Source organism: Archangium sp. Cb G35, from assembly GCF_001896145.1.
GTDB lineage: Bacteria > Myxococcota > Myxococcia > Myxococcales > Myxococcaceae > Archangium > Archangium violaceum.
Genome location: NZ_MPOI01000010.1, coordinates 216,254 through 236,882, shown reverse-complemented (window position 1 = coordinate 236,882; position 20,629 = coordinate 216,254). Strand labels below are relative to the sequence as shown.

Annotated in this window: 10 protein-coding genes; 2 read left to right on the top strand and 8 right to left on the bottom strand. The window is 62.3% G+C overall.

The features are described from left to right. Nucleotides 1-37: 37 nt before the first annotated feature. The 8 genes from BO221_RS29290 to BO221_RS29250 form a co-directional block, all read right to left on the bottom strand. Nucleotides 38-4,141, bottom strand: a complete 4,104-nt coding sequence (locus BO221_RS29290) for a M36 family metallopeptidase (RefSeq protein ID WP_073563966.1) — start codon at nt 4,139-4,141, stop codon at nt 38-40. A 44-nt stretch (nt 4,142-4,185) separates the two neighbouring features. Next, nucleotides 4,186-7,968, bottom strand: a complete 3,783-nt coding sequence (locus BO221_RS52855; RefSeq protein ID WP_083681508.1) for a choice-of-anchor A family protein — start codon at nt 7,966-7,968, stop codon at nt 4,186-4,188. An 80-nt stretch (nt 7,969-8,048) separates the two neighbouring features. Then, nucleotides 8,049-9,923 carry a Hint domain-containing protein gene (locus BO221_RS29275; protein ID WP_073563964.1) on the bottom strand — a complete coding sequence of 625 codons (1,875 nt, stop codon included), beginning with the start codon at nt 9,921-9,923 and terminating at the stop codon, nt 8,049-8,051. Between the two features lie 275 nt (nt 9,924-10,198). Further along, nucleotides 10,199-11,665 (bottom strand): sigma-54 dependent transcriptional regulator, encoded by a 1,467-nt coding sequence (locus BO221_RS29270; RefSeq protein WP_073563962.1) that lies wholly within the window; start codon nt 11,663-11,665, stop codon nt 10,199-10,201. Further along, complete coding sequence (locus BO221_RS29265) at nt 11,662-13,986, bottom strand: HAMP domain-containing sensor histidine kinase (RefSeq protein WP_143195753.1); 2,325 nt, start codon at nt 13,984-13,986, stop codon at nt 11,662-11,664. The genes BO221_RS29270 and BO221_RS29265 overlap by 4 nt, the downstream gene beginning before the upstream one ends. Nucleotides 13,987-14,016: 30 nt before the next feature. Then, a complete protein-coding gene (locus tag BO221_RS29260) occupies nt 14,017-15,888 on the bottom strand; it encodes a S8/S53 family peptidase (RefSeq protein WP_143195752.1) in 1,872 nt (623 codons plus the stop codon). Beyond that, entirely contained in the window at nt 15,819-16,757 is a 939-nt protein-coding gene (locus BO221_RS29255) for a hypothetical protein (protein ID WP_073563956.1), read from the bottom strand. Before BO221_RS29255 ends, BO221_RS29260 begins: the two co-directional genes overlap by 70 nt. A 12-nt stretch (nt 16,758-16,769) precedes the next feature. Next, on the bottom strand, nt 16,770-17,369 hold the full coding sequence (locus BO221_RS29250; RefSeq protein ID WP_073563953.1) for a hypothetical protein: 600 nt from the start codon (nt 17,367-17,369) through the stop codon (nt 16,770-16,772). 343 nt (nt 17,370-17,712) lie between these two features. On the opposite strand from BO221_RS29250, the gene BO221_RS29245 reads away from it, so the two are divergent. After that, nucleotides 17,713-19,584, top strand: a complete 1,872-nt coding sequence (locus BO221_RS29245) for a caspase family protein (RefSeq protein ID WP_073563951.1) — start codon at nt 17,713-17,715, stop codon at nt 19,582-19,584. Nucleotides 19,585-19,608: 24 nt separating this feature from the next. Further along, complete coding sequence (locus tag BO221_RS29240) at nt 19,609-20,541, top strand: serine protease (RefSeq protein WP_158079930.1); 933 nt, start codon at nt 19,609-19,611, stop codon at nt 20,539-20,541. The last annotated feature ends 88 nt before the right edge of the window (nt 20,542-20,629 follow it).

The following is a 20,629-nucleotide window of genomic DNA, read 5'->3' as shown; positions in this document are numbered from 1 at the left end:
CCTTTGCCAACCACAACACCGTCAAACTGCAGGTCTGTCATGCCTCGCTTGGCCTCTTGTCGGCGGGATGGATGCAAGGAGAGGCGTGTTTCCGTCGGTACCGGGTAGAGGCCATCACACCTACAAGAAGCCAAAAAGGCCAGGGGAGATTCGGACCGTCTCCCGTGGCTCTGCAGGCGCAGCCGCCTTCCCCGCCGCCCGAGAGCCCGCCGTCTCCCGGAGGAGTTCCAGCATCTCCCGGAGGAGTTCCAGCATCTCCCGGAGGAGTTCCAGCATCTCCCGGAGGAGTTCCAGCATCTCCCGGAGGAGTTCCAGCATCTCCCGGGAGCGGATGCACCAGGACATTCATCGTATCTGTGTGCATAAATGTACCATCACTGACATGTAAATTAAAGGTCAACCGCGTACTGTCCGCAACTGCTGGAGCCGTGAAGCGCGAATGCACCGAATCGGCAGCTTGCAGTGTGACCTCTGGCCCTGAGGTCTGCACCCATGAATACGTCAGCGTGTCACCATTCGAGTCCGAACTCCGCGAACCGTCAAGAAGCACTTCGTTACTACTGAAGACAGTCTGATCGTCCCCGGCGTCGGCGAGTGGCGTGCATGAGCTAGTGTCATTGCCAACGATCAAGAAAGGTTGATTTTTGCTCCCCTGCACGGAAATGTTATCGAGTTCCCACCCGTGGTCCTCGAAAACCCAGGCCGAGCCAAGCCGGAACCGCAGCTTCACTGATTTGTCTTTAAAGCTCTTGCCGAAATTGAGGACGACCGTGTCTGTCATCGGCCATGAGGGATTCTTCGCTGCATAGGCCAATCGACCTTCAAGATTGTTGCCTGTGTTCGTAGCGAGCGTCCCCCCATAACCCGGCGCTGTATGGGCACGAACATCCTCCCATGTATTACCGTTGTCTCGGGAGAGTTCGATCACCCCTCCATTCCAGTAGAAGTTCTGCCCGGTTTGCGGGTCCCACTGTTGAGCAAATGAGTGCCGATGCTCGAAGTTCAGGATAAAGTCCTCACTGGATGCGACTTCGATCAAAGGAGTCTCCAGTGTCGTATCCGCAAACTCGTATCCATCGTTCGCGTACCAAACGTGGTCGTTTTCCTTGGAAGACGAGCGCACGATGCGCCAGGACTGCTGGCTTCCGCCCTCCAGTACCTTAGCGCTCCATGTGGTCTTGGGGCTTTCAACTGTATCAAAGTGTGAATCAAACAGGTCGTAATTCAGCCTCAAGACAGTCGACAGGCTTGTGAGGTCCTGACAGGCAGTGGGGCTAGAGAGAACGACGTCGAGGATTGCTTCGTGTGGTTGGGGCAGTGATGGGTCGAGTTCGAGAGGTATCCGTAGGGTGGTATATGAGAACGGGGCCACCTCGCCAACATCAAGTTTCGTCCCGGCGGGAAAACGGATCCTGGTCGATGTGGTGGAGACTCGAAGGGTTGCATCAGTTGATGTCACCGGGCTCCAATTGGTGACCTTGAGCGTGATATGGCCCGCCTCCTCGGCATCAAGTACGCTATCGCGGTCACAGGAGCGCAATGTGTCACTCGTCTGGACGAACTCAAGTCGCAGATCGGGACGCAGGGTATAGTCTTCCTTCACCTCGGTGAATGCCGTTGAATCGCGCGGTGGAGATACCGCGCACGAACCGGCGCCGCGGCCAGCAAACGCCTGGGCCAGCAGCAGCATGTCTTCTGGGTTCCGGCACCGCGCTGCCATGAGAAGCGCGTCGCGTTGCTCCGTGAAGGTTGGCTCTGGTGGTGCCAACGCCATGCTGGCAACCACGTAATCGGCCATGCGCCGTTTGGTTTCGTCAAAAGCTGCCGGTGGAGAGCTGTCTCTCCTGTCCTTGGCGAGGAGGGCCAAGTAGCCGTCAAAGAGCATGGCGGCCCAGATTTCCCCTGCATTGTGGACCTCCGAATTTGATATGTTCGAATCACGAATGGGATGCTCTCTGGGTAGTGACACCCCATCGGCGATGTGCCGGAACCGGAAAGCGTTCTTTTTTGAATCACGTGAATACGGTGCTCGGCGGATGCCATAGTAGACGCTCTCGCCGAGAATATGTGCGGCATAGCTGGCGATCCCATAGGTTCCGTCAAGATCGTCACCATGGCGGGCCATCATGTGGAGGGCAATGAAGTCGCCCCAGCCCTCGCTTTGTGCGCGGCACTGAGGTGTGCTGCACTCGACAAGGCGATGGTGGAGCAAATGTCCCCACTCGTGGGCAATGATCGTGTTGTCGATGGCGCCGTCTCGCTCGATGCTGGGCGTACGCTCCATAGCTCCTTCTACAGCCCCACTGGCGAGCATGGCCTTGAGCGCCTGACCGTCTTCGTAGGATAGCGACAGCACCGGGATGGTGGCATTGAGCGTCGTGTCCACATCAAACATATCTGGTGGAGGATCGCCGGGAACATGATTGAGGATGATCAATCCTACTGCACCAGCGTTCTCCGCATTCACCGCCTTGAGTTCGTACAAGCAGTTACCCCGGTCGGCCATGACGATGGCGCCTGCGACATCATTCAGAGGGGGCTCACAGCCGTCGGAGCTTGTCTCCTTATCAGAGGCCAGCACAAGGTTGGCGCCCACTACCTTGAACTTCTGCGCGCCAAATGCCGCCTTGCCCGTCTTGTATTGGCTCCCAGAGACCGTGAACGAACGCTCCTCCGGCGTCTCCCAGAGATACAACTCCATCTGTGGAGAAACACCGTCCATTGGAGTGTAGATGAGCGCATTGTTGCGTTGCCGAGGGTCCGGGCCGAGATTCTGGGCCTCGACGAGCAGGGCGTCGCCAGCCTTGCCGCCGCGGCTGTAGTTGTTGTCCTGGGCATTGCCTGCACTCTCATCGAAGCCCGAGGTGTAAAAATAATCATGAAGCCAGTTTGTCGTATAGAAGGACTGGACGATTGCGGCGTGCGTCTGCGTCTCGCTTGCGAGCGGCTCGAGGCTAGTGTCATACACATCATGAAAATTCCTGGTGCCCAGAGCTACGGTGGCCTGCTTGTCTATGCCGCTGGTGAATCCATCCGGATCATAGTGGTCCGCGTAGGCCCGCACATTGTTGCCTGTAGTGTGAGTTGCGCCCTCTTGCAACCACAGGTCCACCCCCCCGTCTGAATGGACAAGGCCTGTCTTGGAAACCTGTCTTGAGGGAATGAGTGTCGGCTCGGTGCAACCGGGTGCTCCGTCTCCAGATGGATGACATGCTTGGCGCTCTTGGGGTCCATCCAGAGGTGTTCCCTCCGCGTCTGCCCATACCTGGTACGAGTACACGTCTTTCGATATCCGATTGCGACGATGGAGCACTCGGCCATCGTCTGCGTCGATTACATACTCATAGCCCTGCGGGTGTTCGTCACCAGCACGCGCGGCCAGGACTTCAACCGAGTAGGCAGGCACCAGACGGCCGGCAACGGGGAAATACACTGGAATGACCTGGGCGGGGGTTATCAGTGAAAGGGTGCCACGCTCGCTGTCGGTGCCGGGCCCCAGGTCGAAGAACAGAGGGCCCTCGCTGGCGATGCCCACCTGGCGGACGCCGCCAGCGAGTGAGAGGCCATACAGGTCACCGAGAGCGTTCATCACCGCCTCTGCGGGAGGGTGCCGGAACAGGGCATGGGCAGCCGGGTTCTCGGACTTGGCCAGAGCGTGGTCCACCCCGTCATGCAAGATCCCCGTCAGCGCGACCAGCTTCAGGTCTCGCGTCATGAGCACCTTGAGGTCGTTGCGAACCACTTCTAGGTCACCCACGCGTTGCCGGAAGATGACGATCACTCCACCCCGGCCGACGTCGTGGACCCTGTGAACATACGCTGCCCGCAGATCTGCGCGCGACAGCCGGTACAGGGACGCATGTTGTTCCAAGAACCAGCGTGCCGCAGCTTCAGGCGTGTCGTGGGCAGGCAGGGGAGGAGCCTGATCGTGGTCAGCCCACACCATCATCGGGGCGTTGCGCTCCACATCCATCGATACGATGGCAGCGTGCAGTGTCCCTCCCGTATCGTTCGCGGACGCGCCCGTGATCGGCTCGTCTTGAGCGGAGTCGTTTTCCTTGGACGGTTCCACAGTGGACCCTGCGCACATCGTCAGAGTCACCAGGATGAGGGATATACTGCACTGCAAGACCTTGGGCATTGTCATTTTCCCCTGCCAACACTATGGCACGTGGACTGCTACCGTCACAGGCAGATGTCTATGTCGCGTAGCCTGTTGATGTAGCCTGAAGCGTTGCCTGTCAGCGAGCGAGCGTAGAGGCCACCGCTCCAGCTCCCGGCACTGAATGTGACGTGAGCCAATGGAGCCAGCATCGTGCCCTGGAAGCCATAGCCGGAGGCAGTGAGGGAGGTGGCATCCGGGAAGTTGAAGAGAACGCCGTGCTCATCGATGCCACCGCTCAAGCTTTGGCCGAAGCTGGAGAGGGTTGCCGAGGTGCCGCGGACGTTGATGATGGCAAGGGAGCCTGCGGGGGCGTCGATGGAGAACAGTGTCGCACCCTGGAAGACGTTGGCGTTCACCTCGAAGATATTTACCTTTGCCTCGGTGCCGCGCAGGAAGATGCCGCCCCAGGAGGGCTCAAGGGTAGTGGTGCCTGTTGCGGGGATGGTGGACAGTCTGGAAGAGAGGGTGCGCAGCCTCCCACCGAGGGCCGCGAAGTCGATGGGAATTCCCGGGGACGCGGTGCCGCGCAGGTGGTTGACGGACGTGTCTGAGACGAACTGTCCACCATACCGGATGTCACCCCAGAGGCCGCCTCGGGAGAGGGTAATGTCGCCACCGGCCACCAGCACGCTGCTAGTGTCCGTGTCTGGCAGCCCACTGCCGACAGAGAAGTCCTGGAGAGAGATGTTGCCTCCAGCAGCCACGCGGCCAGCAATATAGTGACCTTGACTATAGTCTTCGAGGACAAGGAGGTTATGCTCACCCAGTCGGACCTGGATGCATTGGCCGAAGTTGTTGTCGCCAACGATCACGGTGATGCTGGTGAAGACCGTTCCATTGCGCATGGTGATCGTGGCACGCCCCGGGTTTTTGCCCGTGACCAGTCCATCGCCAGCCACTGTGGCGATGTTCGTGTTCGAACTCGAATAGACGGTGCCCAGGACAGATGAGGAGATGTCCCGAGTGAGACCGTCATCGTAGTGGCCGAGCATCACCAACTGCCGCGTAGAACCAGGGCCCTCAAGCACGACATCCCCGTTGAGTTCCTCCATGGATAGCAGTGTCGCGGATGAGACCACGGGCAGGACGACCGGGTTTGATTCCAGCATCTCGCCCTGCTCGTCAAAGCCGAACGCGATCAACTCAATCGTGCCGAGGGCTTGAGCTGGGATCGGGAATTCGGCCACGAAGGGGGACGATTCGAAGAAGACCGCTTGGCCACCACCGGTGACAAACACGACTGCGGGCTGAAATCCTTCAGTGGCTTCTACTTGCACCATCACGTTGCTGCCCGGGAACACAGGCGTCCCGGAGCTGGGCGAAACGATGCGCAGACCGCTCTGCGAGAGCGGCCGGGCACTGGTGAAGCATCCTACGACTGGCCCATTGCAGGTGTGCGCAGTTCCCGAGTTGGATGTGTCCTGGCGAGCTTTTACTCCATGGGTAGAGTTATGGATGTCCGTGCGACTGTCTTCGCTCGGCACTGAAGCGGCGATCGCTCCTCCATTGCAGCTATTGACCGGATCCACATTGGCTGGCCTCGGAATGGACGGAGCAAACAACTCGCTGTCGGTGGGACTGTTGAGAAGATCGGCAAGCGCGCTGTTGTGTTTTGCATCTCTTGCCAGCTTGAAGTGTTCGGTCTCGGGGAATTCCTTGGCGAGGATGAAGTCATCGTTTACCGCAGTGCCTGCGACGCCGCCTTTCTGATCTGCTTCGGGCACGAATAGGTCATGATCATCGCCACAAAAAAGCTTGCTGCTCGACCCATAGATGAGGTTCAGCTTTGCATTCGATGGATGCAAGAATTCTGTGTTTGTATATAGGACTTTGATGTGGGGGAATAGCATACTGTTGGCGTCGATACGACTCAGACTTCGCCCGCCACGGCTTACCATCACATGCGAGGGAGCCCGGGTTTCCCCAATGGTCTTGATGAAATCGCTACTATTCTGGAGATCATCAATGGCGGCGCCAGGGCTGATGTCGATTCCCATTGTGAGTAGAAAGTTCTTGAGCTTATCCCAGTCGTCTGGATTCTTCATCACGCTTGTGCGCATCTCTATGATTGCGTTTGCCATGCGTGTTCCCAGATGGGGAGTGTTGATGGTGATGAGTCGGTTGAGATCGCCTTTGTTGAAGTTTTCAGTACGGAAATAGGCAGGCAAGTCGACGATCTTGCGGGCCAGTAGTCCGCCAGAGCCGTGAGCGATGGCATCCACTTGGGTGACGGCAGTTCCGCGGGCGCGCATCTTCGTAATTGCTTGACGTATCGAGGCCGGTACGACCTTTTGGGTGCCTATGGAGGCAAGTGAGGCGGATGGGGAGTAGTCAATGCATGTTGCTTCGAAGCGTTCATCCTTGTAAATGCTTGCATGCTCCTTCCAGTAAGAGCAGCTAGACAAGGACAACACCATGTTGTGCGACCAGATATTGTGTACGATCACCACGGGGGGGCGAACAATGGTCAGATTGTGATGTCTTTGAAATCCGGAGCCATCGGCGGAGATGTACCGAGTTTCGATGCTCACGGTTCGCGTCTTGGCTCGCTCATGACCTCCGGAGGCAAAGTCTTCGGGGCTCGTGTATAGTGCAAACGCGTAACGTCCTGGCATTACTTCCTGGGTATTCACCGTCACCGAGTTACTCCACGCATCGTCATCAACGGCACGGATGGCACCGAGACTGCGGTCCGCAGGACCTTCTGCGCCGAGCAACGTGAACTGCACCTGTCCGGGTCCAAGATCCTTGGGCAACTTGACGCGCAGGAGGACCTGGGTGACACCGTCCGCCGCTACTGCATTGACATGGTTCCCTTTGACCGCGAGTTCGGCGGTGTTGGTCGTCACAGTGCCCAGGAGCGAGTCAATGAGATCGGGGTTTACATCGACCACATCAATGCTCGAGAATGTGATGTTATCAATGACCACCGCTGAATCCATGACGCCGTCTCCCTGGTCGCGGATGTCAAACTCCAGAGTGACCAGTCCTCCGCTCGCGACCTCGGCACTGGCGCTCCTGAAGTCCGTGATTCCTGAATCTGGGAAGAGTGGGAGCCCAAGTGGAGGGGGAGCCGAAAAGTCGTCAACCCCGTCCGGATCGTCGGAAAACAAAAAATGGAATCCGGTTCCGTTTGCAAGTGTATCTGATATAGCCTCGAACCCGGAGGCGTTGACCGAGGCACTGGTAACAACGCGCTCCCCGAAGGTGGTATCCTTCACCCGTGCAGTGAATATGTCATTGTACTCGGAGTCTTTAAATTCGGGCCATTCGGCACTCAGGAAATTGTAATCGAAGGACAATCGATTCATACCAAGTGGAACCTTGACCGTAAGCCGCAATGTCACCACATCACCATCAGTTCCGGTGGGAGCAAAGTCGCTGCCCGGCTCGGGGAGGTGGTCGCCATCAAGGATGCGGCCCGTGCTCAGAACCACCATCGAATCGCCTCGGCGGGGTTGGATGACACCAAAGCCGCCCTTCTTGAACACTCCCGCAGCTCCAGGACCTGGGCTGATGAGGTGGGCTTCGGTGACCATCTCCGCTGGAATATCCAGAGCCGTGGCCATATCCGTGGCTGCGGTGAGGGCGTGCTCATTTGACGACACCACCAGGTGCCGGCTCGTGGCTAATCGCCGCTCGACCCTGGTCTGATTATCTGACTTTCGGGCCTGCTTGTTCGGCTCGGGTGGAGAGGGATCCACACATGCCGCCGTGAGGGCTGCTATAAGTGAAACGAAGAGGAGTTTGCGCGGTTGCATTAGATCTGCTCCAACTTGTTGATTGGGAAGGGGGCGCAACATGGCCCCTCAGCAGAATTCTGCTGAGGGGCCGATTGCAATCGAACAGTGAGTCCTAGACCGGACGTGAGATGAGAGGTGCTCTACCGTGTCTGGTTGGACATCAGGTAATCCCGATGCCACTTGTTGGGCAGCCTGGAGAGCACGTTTCCATCCTTGCGGGCCATGGCAATGGACTCGTATTTGCTCTGGATTTGGCCGTCGCCCACCATGAAACCGTTGGCGTACATCACTGTCTGATCTCTCCCGAGCGTGGCCTGCTCCGCTTCCGAGCCAACCTTGAGATTGTACACCTTGCCGCTGTAGGCCTCGCGGCGCACTGCGACAAGCTTGCTAGGTCCGGCCTTGGTCATGACCAAATCTCCTTCCTGCAAGCTCCTGGCTTGGACCATGCCGCGAGTCACGACCTGAATGGGATGCATCTCGGTCATCAGAAGGGTGCGGCCAGCCTCATCCCGGATGCGTACCATCGGGACGGGCTCGATACCGACGGCCGTATCCATGACCGTGAGTGAATCGCGGTAGGGATTGGAGGCTCGATCGCCTACCTTCAGTGATTCAATGGGGGACGAACCACCTGCAGCCAGTTCGATCTCGGTCCCTGCCGCCAGGCAACTGTTTGTGATGGTGATGGGCTTGAACTTGTAATTCGGCCGAAAGACACTGTCATCATTGCTGAGCGTGATGGAGGAGCTTTGCTTCAGGGTGCCTTTAATGAGAGGTAGGAAGATGCGGGCGGTCAGTTTGACTCGATCCTGCATCTGTCGACAGCCCTCATCGAAGAGCGCGGCGTTGGTTCCCGTGAGATCCCAGTAGAAGGTTTTCTTGTTATCAGCCAGCGTCACCCGATTCCAGAACTGGGCCATGTTTGGCGCCAAGGTGTTGCCGTCGACCACATCGCAGCCCCCGCCCCCCTTGGTAAGGATCAGCTTGATGTGCCCGGCATCTTCAACTGGCTGTTTGTTGTTGAGGTCCGTCCTGATCTTGTTGATGGTCGCTTCGTCAAAGATGTGGTTGCTCTGGATGGTGACCGAGCCCTTCAGCGGCAGTTTGATGGACTGGGGGGTGCCTGTCAGATCGTAGTCGCAGTCCATGGTCCAGGTGCGGTTCAAACACACGGAGATGATGCCGTCGTTGAGCTTGACGTCAAGTGGCGCTTGGACGAGCGGGACGGCTACGCTGGGCTTCTCAGGGACTGGGGCTCCGACTTCCGCACCCATCACGGTGAAGATGTATGAGTCCGTGAATCCCTCCGCCGAGTCTTCGATCTTGTAGGACGAGACGACATAGCGAGTAAGGCTGGTCTGGCTCAGATCAGCAGTCGTGCTGACGGTCATGCTGTAGCCGCCGTCGAATTCTTCCACCCAGCCCAGATCTCCCAGAGGGTAGCCGCTTGCGTCGGTGTAGTTGACATCGGCATAGGTGTAGAAGGAGCCACCGGGGAATGTGGAACTCGCGGTCCCCGACCCATCGTTGGTGACCGCACTGCTCTCGCCGATGCTGGCCGTTTCGATGAAGTGCATCTCGCTTGTTCCGCTCGCGAACTGGAGCCCAAGCTCCGGCTCGGGCAGTAGACCCGCCTGAAAACCACGGGCCAAGTGCTTCTGGCGCCGCTGCTCCATAGCTTTGAACAGGTACGGCGAATTTTCGGGCGTCTTGCCCGCGAGCTTGAGCCGTGCCATGGCGAACCGGTACTGCCTCTGATCCGCCAGATTCAAGCGGATACGGACATTTGGCCGGGCGAGCCCATGAAGATAGCGCTGATCGGCCATTTGAGTCGCCCACTCGGCCTTGGACAGACGTCCGCGCTCTCCGCGCCCCCTGAGCCCCTGAACACTGTGGCTGTAGACGGCTTGCTGCTCTTCATTGGCATTGGCGCCCGACTCAGATGCACACAAAAACATGGCCAAGCAAGCGCCACTCATGACACTGAATAGGTGACTGCGCATTCGCAACATGTTATTTCCTCCCTCGGTTCAGACTACGGATAGAGCAAGAAACCCCCGTACCCGCAGACATCCGCTTACCAGGGCAGGAGGGGAGTTCCCCCCAACACTTCCCTCCTGTCCTGGGGCTGGGTGGCCCCATCCGAGATGATGACTAGCAAGCAGTGCGCCAGTTCATGGCCGCAGGGGTTTCTTAGAGGGAGGAACTCCCTGGTGCGCGCTCAGAGCCTGGACGGAACTGACCACTGCCATGCCGAGGTTGGACAAAACCGTCCACGTGCGTCAGTTCACGCCACCGGCTCGTCCTCGTCGTCGCTTTCGCCGGATTCGGAGTCGCCGAGATTCTTGAGGAAGCGCTCAACAGCCTTGCGATTCCACCCGAGCTTCTTGCCTGCCTCTGTCTTGTTTCCGCGAGCCTGCTCCAGAGCCACAAGCACGAGGGCCTTGGTGATGGCGTAGCTCTTGTCCTGGAGCGAAAGCGCGAGAAGATGTTGGGCCATCTGTCTCAATAAGTCCTCCAGATCGTTACTCCGCACTCCATCGGACTCCGGCGGGAGGTATTGCTTGAGCTCCTCCGCGTCGATGCGCTCGGAGTTGGCAAGGATGGTCAGCCGATAGATGGCGTTACGCAACTCGCGGACGTTACCTGGCCAGAGACGTCGACAGAGTTCTTCGATGGCTTGCTGCGTGAAATATAACGGCTTGCGGTGCCTGGCGGCGAAGTACTGGACGAGCGCGGGGATGTCTTCACTGTGCTCCGAGAGAGAAGGGACGCGGATGAACAGCACGTTGATCCGATGGAACAGATCCTCGCGGAAGCGTCCTTGTCGGACGCGTTCCTTCAGGTCGACGTGAGTGGCGGCGACGATACGGCCTTGGAAGATCTGCTCACGAGCGGTGGGACCGACTGGCCTGAAACGTCGGGTCTCCAGGACGCGAAGCAGCTTGACCTGAAGGGCCAGGTTCAACTCGGCCACCTCATCCAGGAAAAGGGTGCCTCGCCGCACGAGCGTGAAGTACCCGTCCTGGTCCCGAGTGGCGTCGGTGAAGGCACCCCGGACGTGACCGAAGAGCTGAGCCTCGACCAGGGTCTCCGTGAGGGCGCCACAGTTGATGTCGAAGAAGGGCTCGGAGGGATGGGGGCCGAGCTTGTGGATGCCCTGGGCCACCAGCTCCTTTCCAGAGCCCGTCGGCCCCAGGATGAGAACGGGCACCTGCTCCTGGGTGTCGGCCGTGGCTACCCGCTGGATCAGGGCTCGTAGGTTCTGCATGGCTACCGAGGTGCCAATGAGTCCAAGGTTCGAGTCGGGGGCTCCTCGGGCCCGCAGGTCCAGCAACTCCTGATTGAGCTCGAGCTTTCGGCGCAGGTCCTTGAGGATGATGGGGACCCGTTGCTCGACTTCCGTCTTGAGCACGTAGTCTTCTGCCCCCAGCTTCATGGCCTCGCGGATCTCGTTGGGCTGGCTGTGGCTGCTCACCACGACAGTCACTGTCTGGTAACGGCCGCGTATCTCCTGGATGAGGGTGAAGCCGTCCCGGTTCCGGATATCCTGGGAGAGCTGCAGGTCGATGAAGGCGATGTCGAGCACGACCTCCGCGAGGAGCTGCCGGGCCTCGGTCAGGTTGCTGGCCCGGTGGACCTCAAGGTTCCCGAGAGGTTGCAGGACACTGGCCAGACTCCTCAGCGCCATTCGCTCGTCATCGACGATGAGGACCCTGAGAAGCCGCTGTGCATTCGTATCTTCGGAGTTCATGGCGGTTGGGGAAGGGTGAGGCGGAACAACGTGCGCTCCGATTCACGCCGGAAGGAGATATCCCATCGGAAAGTGTAGGCGATGCGCTGGACCACGGTCAGTCCAATGCCATACCCCCCTGGCTTCGTACTGACGCGGCGGCTGGTGAAGAGGACGGGAGCCACATGCTCTGGGATGCCAGGACCCGTGTCCCAGACGTCGAGGAGCTGACCCGCGGGCCCCTGGTGAAGACGGATGCCAATGGTTCCCGCATCGGGGGTTGCCTGGGCCGCGTTGCGCAGGAGGTTGCTGAGGAGTTGTACCAGGGAGCCCCCCTCGGCGGTCACGGTCAGCTCCGGGGGGACGTCGATCGTGACGGACAGCTTCTTCTCGTGGATCGGCTCGCGGACGAGCAGGAGCGCTCGCTGGATGTGCCCAAGGAGCTGGAGCGGAGCGAGCTGGGGCGTGGGGAGCTGGAGCCGTCGCAAGGAATCGAGCATCCGCTTCATCCGGTCGACCTCATCACGAGCGAAGGACAGGTCCTCCTCATCGAGCGGCTGACCGCTGGCGCCGCGCCGGAGGAGATCCTGGAGGAAATTCAAGGGATAGACCATCTCGTGGCAGAGCTCTTCGCTCAGCGCGCTGAGCGTCAGCTGCTTTTCCTTCTGGGCCGCACCCACTTCGAGGCGTCTGAAGGATTCAAGCTCCTGAACGACCTCGGCGTTGTGTAGGGCCAGGGCTCCCAGGCTGGCGAGCGTTTCCAGCAGGTGAATGTCTTCCTGGGTGTACAGGGCTGCCCCGCGCTTGGGGGCGATGAGCAGCACGGCTCGAAGTTCTCCCAGCGAGCGCATGGGAATCAAGAGGTTCTGCTCCCGGGGGCTTTGCGCAGTCCAGAGGTTCTCTCCCCGCGCGAGCCGCTCCTGGGAGTCAACCGGTAGATAGGCGAGCTCGACGAGCGCTCCCGGCTCGACAACCTGGGCCGAGAGCGTGGGAAGGGTCTTCACCACCTCTTCCTCCACGGCTCGCCGGATGGAGGGAAGGTCACGCAGTGCGGCCAGCCTGTCACTTAGTCCCTCGACGGTGCCGCGGAAGGCCAGGGTGGCAGGGAAGAACAGCCGCGTCTGGATGTGCCGGGCGAGCACCATCAAGAGGAGGAAGAGCGCGAAGCCCAGCAGCACGAGCAATTGGAGCACGGCCTGCCCGTTCCGGGTGGCCCACCAGGCCAGATACGTGCCCAGGACCGACAGGAGGATGGCCCCCAGGGTGAATGGAACCCTCAACATCCTCGAGGTGAGCACCGTCCGGGCTTCCAGGATGTTGTTGCGAATCATGGCGTAGCCGATGGAGAGCGGAAAAAGGAGGACCGCGAAAGGCAGCACCAGGTGTCTCACGTCCCGGCCGGTGAAGAGGGTGAGCACGTGCACGAGCGCAAGCAGCAGGGGCGTGGTAATCAGGCCCCACGATGCGGTGACCAGCTCGGTGCGCTCCAGTCCGGTGCTGTGCCGCATGCGGAGGAGGACGACTCCCGCGAGGGTCAACAGGCTGGGAGCCATCAGATGATCGATGGCGGAGCGGATGGGATGGATATTCCATCCGGTGAAACGGGCCACGACGAGGCCGATGGCCGTTCCGGCTCCCAGCACCGTCAGGGCCATGAGCCCGCGGCGAATGGCTGTCTCCCTCCACTGGGGCGGCCTTGGAAAGGCATAGGCCAGCCAGAGCGCCCCGAGCGGGATACCTACCGCGGCGACCGAGAAGAACGGCGCGAGCCACGCATTCGTGTGGTAGTCGTAGAAGGAGAGCAGGAAAAGAAAGGTCACGACCGACCAGAACGTATAGGCCCGCCGCGCGGCGAGCTGGCCGCTCACGGTGAAGACCATTCCTCCGGACCAGAGCACCAGCCAGGCCGCCAGCGCATACGCGACGAAGAAGAACAGGAACTCCTCGGTGCCGAAGCGGCTGACCCGGGAATGGATGGGATGCAAGGATTGACTTCGCGGATCCTCGAATCCGAGGTAGACCATCGAATCCCTGGAGGTGCCCGCCAGGAGTTCGTAGAGCTCCATGGGGGAGGGAAGAGGGGCCTCTTCTGACAGCCGCTCTCCATTGACGGCCACGAGGCGATGGCTCACGTGGGGGAGGAACTCGGTGTGCTCCCACGAGGGCAGATCGACGATCGAGTAGAAGTGGTAGGCATCCACCAGGAACGAGGGGAAGGGCTTGCCCACGGTGATGTACGCGCTGGTCGCGGCAATCACCGTGAGCACGAGCGCCAGTACCGACGGGAGGATCAGGCGATGCCCCCGAGGGTGTTGGACTCGCGAATTCGTTGCTGGGGCCATCGTTCTTTCCCGTCCTGAGCGCAATGCAGTCTAACCCGGCATCGCCGAGGGGAATGCACAGGCCTTGGCGAGGAAACGAGCAACCGTCTGGGAGGGCATGACCTCGAGGAGCCGCACCAGCTCGTAAAGCCATCTCGACACCTCCTTGACCGGGAGCTCCGCTGGTGCCTGCTCCAACGAATCGCCCAGCACCTCGAGCACATGGAGGCAGCGATCACCGAGCGCTCCATGGTCCGTTCCGTCCTCCGGCCACACGGGAGGGCCGTACAACCGCAAGGCGCGCAGGTGGCGCGCGAGCCAGAAGAGGGCGTCCCTCAGGACGGGGGCACGCAAGACCAGCGGGATCAGGTGCCCACGCAGGGCCAGATAGCGTTGTGCCAGGTCACTCCGAGGCGCCAGATTCCTCAAAAGCGCTTCCCATCCCCGTGCCGCTTCCAACTCCATCCCAGCAGTGGAGGGGCTGGCTGGTTGGTCGGAGAGGGAGCGACGAGTCGCCAGCAAGGCGTAGCAGACCGGGTCGGCCGCGGCCAGACAGGCTCCCAGAGCGTCGATCCGTCCATGGCCCAGCTTGAAGTTGTGCCCGATACCATCCCATTCATTGAAGGAGTCGGCCTCCAGTCCCGGGGCGGCTGCATCCTCTTCGGAGGGCAGCTTCAGGGCCGTGGCGCGCAGGAGCTGGCGGACTTCGACGAGGCTCAATTCCGGATGGGTCGCGATCATTCGGGCCGCCGTGCCGGCGACCAGCGCCGCGGCCAGGCTCGAGTCGTCCGCCGCCCCAACGTCCGGGAACGTGACGAGTTCCCCCGGCGCGCAGAGCTCGACGGATGGTCCCAGACGCCCGAGGGGATGGCGATGGACCCGGTACCAACCCCCCCTGAGACCGCAGGCCGCTACCGGAATGACCCAGGGCTGGGCATTGAAATCATCTGCCGCGAGCACCGTGCTGTCTCCATGGGCATCCTGGTTCTGATCGATGCGCCCGGTACAGCACACGATGATGGCTCCTCGACCCCCGCGGCCACTCCGGGCGCAGCCCCGCAGGATGGCTCGAAGGTGGGCCGGAGTTCCCCAACCCGCATAGGCCATGGCGATCAGGACCACATCCGCGCCCCAGTCACCCACGGCTCGGGCCAGGGCCGCCGCCAGATCCGTCCCATGGACGTGCGAGGCGTGCGCGAGGGGAATCTCGAACAACCCGAGCCGTACGTCCACGGCTACCGCCTCGACCGCAGCGGCCATCACCACTCCGTGCCCCGCCATGGGCTGCACGCGCTCCGGCGCTTGTTGGAGCCGAGGAAACCGCAAGTGCTGCTCCGAGAGCGCCTGATGGACGGTGCTCTCGTCCACGCCTCGCAGGACGCCCCAGCCGCCGCAGTCCGAGTCGATGACGGCCACCCGGACTGGGGCTCGTGGATGACCGTCCCAGCCCACGGCGGGGCTGTTGGGGGAGGAAAGTCCGATGGCACGCAGCAGGGTGTCGATAGAGATTCGCGGCCGCGGCAGGCCAATCTCGGGCTGTTCCAGTGATGGGGGTTGCCGCTGCTCGCCCGGGGCGGGCTGGGGAACGTAGCGCTCGCCCATGCAGACATGGCTGTCCACGCCGATGTAGCCCACCCCGCGCGCGGGATGGCCTCGTCTGCGGCACACCAGGGGTTGGATGAAGCGCGCTGGCAGTGCCCCCTCATCGATGGACGGCGAGACGTACAGCCGTTCCTCGCCGACCGAGGGGAAGGGCACCCAGCTCACGGGGACTGGCAGTGGACGGCCATCCGCTCCAGGAAGCGGCGAGACGATCGAGTAGTCCTGGTAGGGCAGATCGTCCGCCGAGAGGGTTACATCGAGCTGGCGCAGGAGGTGATACCCACGGTGCTGTCGTGGGTAGGCCTGGACACGGAGAGACATACGGCCTCCAAGGAGGATGCGATGACCATTCCAGCGAGGTTGTCAGCGGGGCGAACGCGCCGTTGGCGAATCCACTCCAGCTCGCTTGCGCGGTGCGAGAGCCATTGCGCGAAGCGCTCGAACCGGCCCCGCGACGCGGTGAGTGCGGCGGCCCTTGTCAGCAGGGCCCCCGCCGTGAAGAAAGCGGTGGGTGGAAACCCCAGTGCCGCCGGAACGCCGAGCCCGTGGACCGCTTCGTCCTCGGCGGCGTCCGCCGCGTCGTCCACGCACTGCATGCCCGAGGCGAGCAGGGAGAAGGCGCACCGGAACAGCCGGACCCTGGATGCCTCCACCCGGTGGCGGAGCAGGCACTCGCTGGCGAGGCCCGCCCAACCCAGCTTGAGGAGGATGATGCGGCCGTAGCGCCTGCGGTCCAGTGAGCGTCGTGCCAGTGCCGCCTGCTCGAGAGCGACGCCGCGGCGCCACGCCCGGATGCCACGATCAATCACCTTCGCCGTATGGTGCTCGTCCCCATCGGCCTCGGCGAGGCTTCGCCGCCAGTACGCCAGGAAGTGCGTCGCCAGCCGTTCCCTCTCGGGCGTGATGGGCGCCTGCCGGTCGGCCATGCGGTCCACCAGCACGTTGTAGAAGCACGCTCCGTGGTGGGCCCGCTGAAAGGCCTCGAGTGTACGCTCATCACCCGTACTGGCGATGGGCAGGGCGAAGAGTGGCAGATCCCTGCTCGGCTGGAGCCGGAAGACGTCGGCCCAACTCGCTTCCGGAGTGCGAGCGAGGCCCAGCTCGAACAGCAGCCCACGTGCTGGCTCGCGCAGATCAGGCGGGAGGCTGGCGATCACCGTCTGGTAGGTGGAATCAATCGTGGTTCGCATGGGCGGTCGGCTTCACCAGCTCGCGGTGAGGTCCTCCCAGGGCGCGATGTGGGCGAAGGCCGGCTCGTCGACGAGCAGCTCCTTGAAGCAGCGCAGCTGGGGCTCGCTCAGCTGCACGGGCCGGCCGACGAGCCGGGAGAGTTCCTGGTCCAGCGCATTCCGGCTGCTGGTAGTGCCAGGCTCGTACAGGGCGGCGGCGGCCTGGACACCCTTGAAGCGTTTCACGAGGCCACCATCCGGCTTGAGGAGTGCCAGGTAGATGTCGTGGAGGTCCGAGGCCGACACCATCTCCTGGACCTCCCCGCGCCGCTCCTGCCCGCTCCAGGGCGAGAGCGCGGCGAGGGCGGGCGATCCGGCGAGGCGCTCGAACGCGTGGCGCTGGGGCTCGCTCAGCCGCACTGGCTGCTCGATGAGCCGGGTGAGGAACTGTTCCAGAGCGGTGGTCCCGGAGACGTGGGGCTCGCGGGCGGCGTCGCGCATCTTCCGCAAGCGCTCCAGGCCGTTGCCATCCGGGCGTAGGAGCCGGAGGTAGAGGTCTCCGAACATCATGGGGGACTGGGTGACGAAGCTCGAGCGGGAGTGGGCGTGGGCGGGGATTGGATGGGAATTCATCGGGTATGTCCTTTGAGAGAGAGGGGCACCGCGTTGGGGTGTATGAGCAACTGCCGTGCCGCCCATGCCGGGCGCTCCACGGGGGGAGAATTCGCATCGGCGCGCCTCGTTCCCTGGCAAAGGGGACGTTTTCAGCCGTCGGATGGACGGAGTGCGCCGTGGCCCCTCCACATGGGTGTTGGAGAGAAGTCTTTCGCGAGCCGTGACGTGGACGTATGTGACCGATCAGTGGATGAAAGTGGCCACTCGGACACGCGAGCCTCGATCACGCTTTCGGTCGGAGGCGCCCGATGATGGGCTGATGCGTCTTCTGGGCACGGCCCTTGCTCGGACAGGACAGCCAATGCGCGGACATGCACTCATCCTCGGGAGCCAGACGCACGGATTGACGGGGGTGCTCGGGGATGCGGAGCGGATGGCGGACGCATTGGGTGCGCTCGGTTTTGGTGTGCTCCGTTGCGTGGGTGCGGAGGCGACGCGCGAGGGCATCCTTCAGGGCTACCGTCGTCTCATCGAGACGTGTGCACCGGGAGAGGCGGCCTTCATCTACTACGCGGGCCATGGCGCGAAGTCTCCAGAGCCCGAGGACGGATTCCAGTTCATCGTGCCGGTGGACTTCGAGCGCTCCACGGAGGAGGACTTCCGCGGGATCACCGCCTTGGAGCTGTCGGGGCTGTTGGCGGAGCTGACGGCGAAGACGCAGAACGTCACGGTCGTGCTCGATTGCTGTTTCGCCGCGCGAATGTCTCGCGGGCTGGGGTTGATGCCGAGGGCGATCCCGGAGGTTCCGCAGCCGGTCGTGCGCGCTCATCTGGCGCGACTCCGGGCCCGGAGCAGTGCACTCGGAGATCTCCACGTCGAGAGCAATCCGCATGCGGTCCGGCTGGTGGCTTCGGCGCTCGATGAGCTCGCCTACGAGTACACCAATGCGAGGGGCGTGAGGACGGGACTGTTGACCGATGCGTTCCTCGAGGTGCTCGAGGAGGCACGAGGGCTCCGCGTCTCCTGGGGGCAGTTTGGCCGTCGTGTCCGCGAGCGGGTCCTGGCGCGGTGTCCCCGGCAGCGGCCCGAGCTCGAAGGGCCTGGGAGGCGGCTGTTGTTCCTGCTCGAGGAGCTCGAGCAGGAGCACGCGCTGCCGTACTTCCCGGAGCGCAATCGCCATTGGCTCAGGGGTGGGCGTCTCCACGGAGTCCACCCGGGGAACGAGTACGCGATCATGCCCCTGGGTAACCTTGGACCGGATGCTGGCCGGGCCCTCGCGCGTGCCCGGGTCGTCGAGGTGCTGGGAGGCGTCAGTCAGGTGGAACTGGATGGGAGGTCCGGCTCCCTCATTCCAACGGGGGCGCCGGCCTTCCTGCTTCGTTCCGCTCAACCCCGGCATGCCGTGGTGCTGGAAGGGCCCTGGGATGCAAATGAGCCTTTTCATCTGCAACTGCGCGAAGGGATTGAGGCCTCGCCCTTCGTAAGACAGGGCACCGGGCACGAGCAGGAGCCCGTGCTCGCCCGTATCAGACTCGAGAATGGGCGCGTGGACGTTCTCGATGCCGCGGAGGATGGCGTCGTCCACCCGCTACCGCCGACTCCCCACGGGGCCCTGGAAGTCATTCGTGCTGTGGATGTCCTGGCTCGAGCTCAAACGTTGCGTGAACTCGAGAGTGCCGTGGATTCGGATTGGCTCGAAGGCTGTCTCGACATCGAGTGGGGACGGGTACTCGCCGGGTATGCGCGCCGACTTCCCTCCGTGGGGGCCTGTCTCCAGGCAGGAGAGCGTCTCTATGTGCGTCTGCGCAACCGGGGGGGCTCCCGCATCTACGTCTCGGTGTTCGACGTTGGAGTCAGCGGCTGCATCACGTTGTTGAGCACCTCGCAACCCTCGGGCCTGGTCCTTGGGCCCGAGCGTGTGGAGACCCTCGGAGCCCTCCCAGATGGAACGCTCGTAGGACTCGAGCTGGATTGGCCCGCCACCGTACCGGCCACGGGAGAACGCCCTGAGTCCCTCGTCATCATCGCGTCGGATGCACCCGTGGATCTCCGCCTGCTCGAGACGCCCGGAGCCCGGGTGGTGCGGGCCACGGCGTCATCCCTGGAGCGTTTGCTGCGAGGACTCGTGGTGGGGACGACACGGGCGGCGTCCGCACTGGGGGGCGGCTCCTTCCTGGTGAAGCATGCCGTGAAACACATCCGATTCTGGCTGGACCCGTGTCCTCGCCGGTAGGCCGGTTCCCCGATGAGAATGCTCATGAATGAAACGAGTTGGCTCCTGGAGCGGTTGGAGCGCGCCCTCGGAGGCCGGTCCCTCGAAGAGGTCATGCCTGCTTCTCGAGCGCTGGTCGGCTTCGCGGCCGCGATCGTATCGAGCGTGGATGGGGTTCTCGCCCAGAGAGCGGTGGAAAAGCTCCGGGCGGGCAGCAGGCTCCTTCCCGGCGAACTGGAAGCGTTGGAGGTGGGGATCCGGAGGGCGCGCCCGGCGCTTCGCATCGAGAAGGGACGACTGCCGGTCTCGTCGTCACTGAGTATGGACGAGCCTGCGCGGGCCGTGCTCGAGGCCTCGTTGCCCGGGATTGCCTCGGTGGGCTGGAGCTGGGACATCCCTTGGGCGACCGCCTTCCAGGTTGCCCCGTGTGTGCTGGTGACCTGTGCGCACGTGGCGGAGCGGTTGCTGCAGGACCGCGAGGCTCTGGCTCGAGGCCACTTCGTCGCACGCTTCGACGCGGACGAGCACCGGGACGAACGCGCCATTCCGATTACGAGTGTCCTCGCCCGCCACCCCGCGGAGGATGTGGCGTTCCTCGAAATGGGAGCCGCTGGACCGCTGGCGCGGGGCTTGCCGCTGGCACGGGAGCCCGGGCTTCCCTGTAGTGGGCGGGTGCTCGGGGTGGGTTATCCCATCTACAGCGATGGCAACCCTGCGTGGATTGATGCGCTCTTCGAGAATGTCTACGGCGTGAAGCGGGCCTCACCCGGGGAACTGCTGGGCGCGGAGGGAGATCGACTGTTCCATGATTGCACGACCCTGTCTGGCAGCTCGGGCTCCCCTCTCTTCGATCCTCGCACGGGTCTCGTTGTTGGTATCCATGCCTCGGGGCAGTTCGCGTGGCGCAATACCGCGGTGAGCACTCGCGTCCTCCATGCGGTAGAGCCACTCCGGTCCCTTGTCGCTATCTGGGAGTGAAACACAGCCACCAGGCTCGGAGTCGCTACGCCTGATGCAGCCCGGAGGGGCCGGAGGCGGACTCCGGCCCCTGAGATAGGGCGAGGCG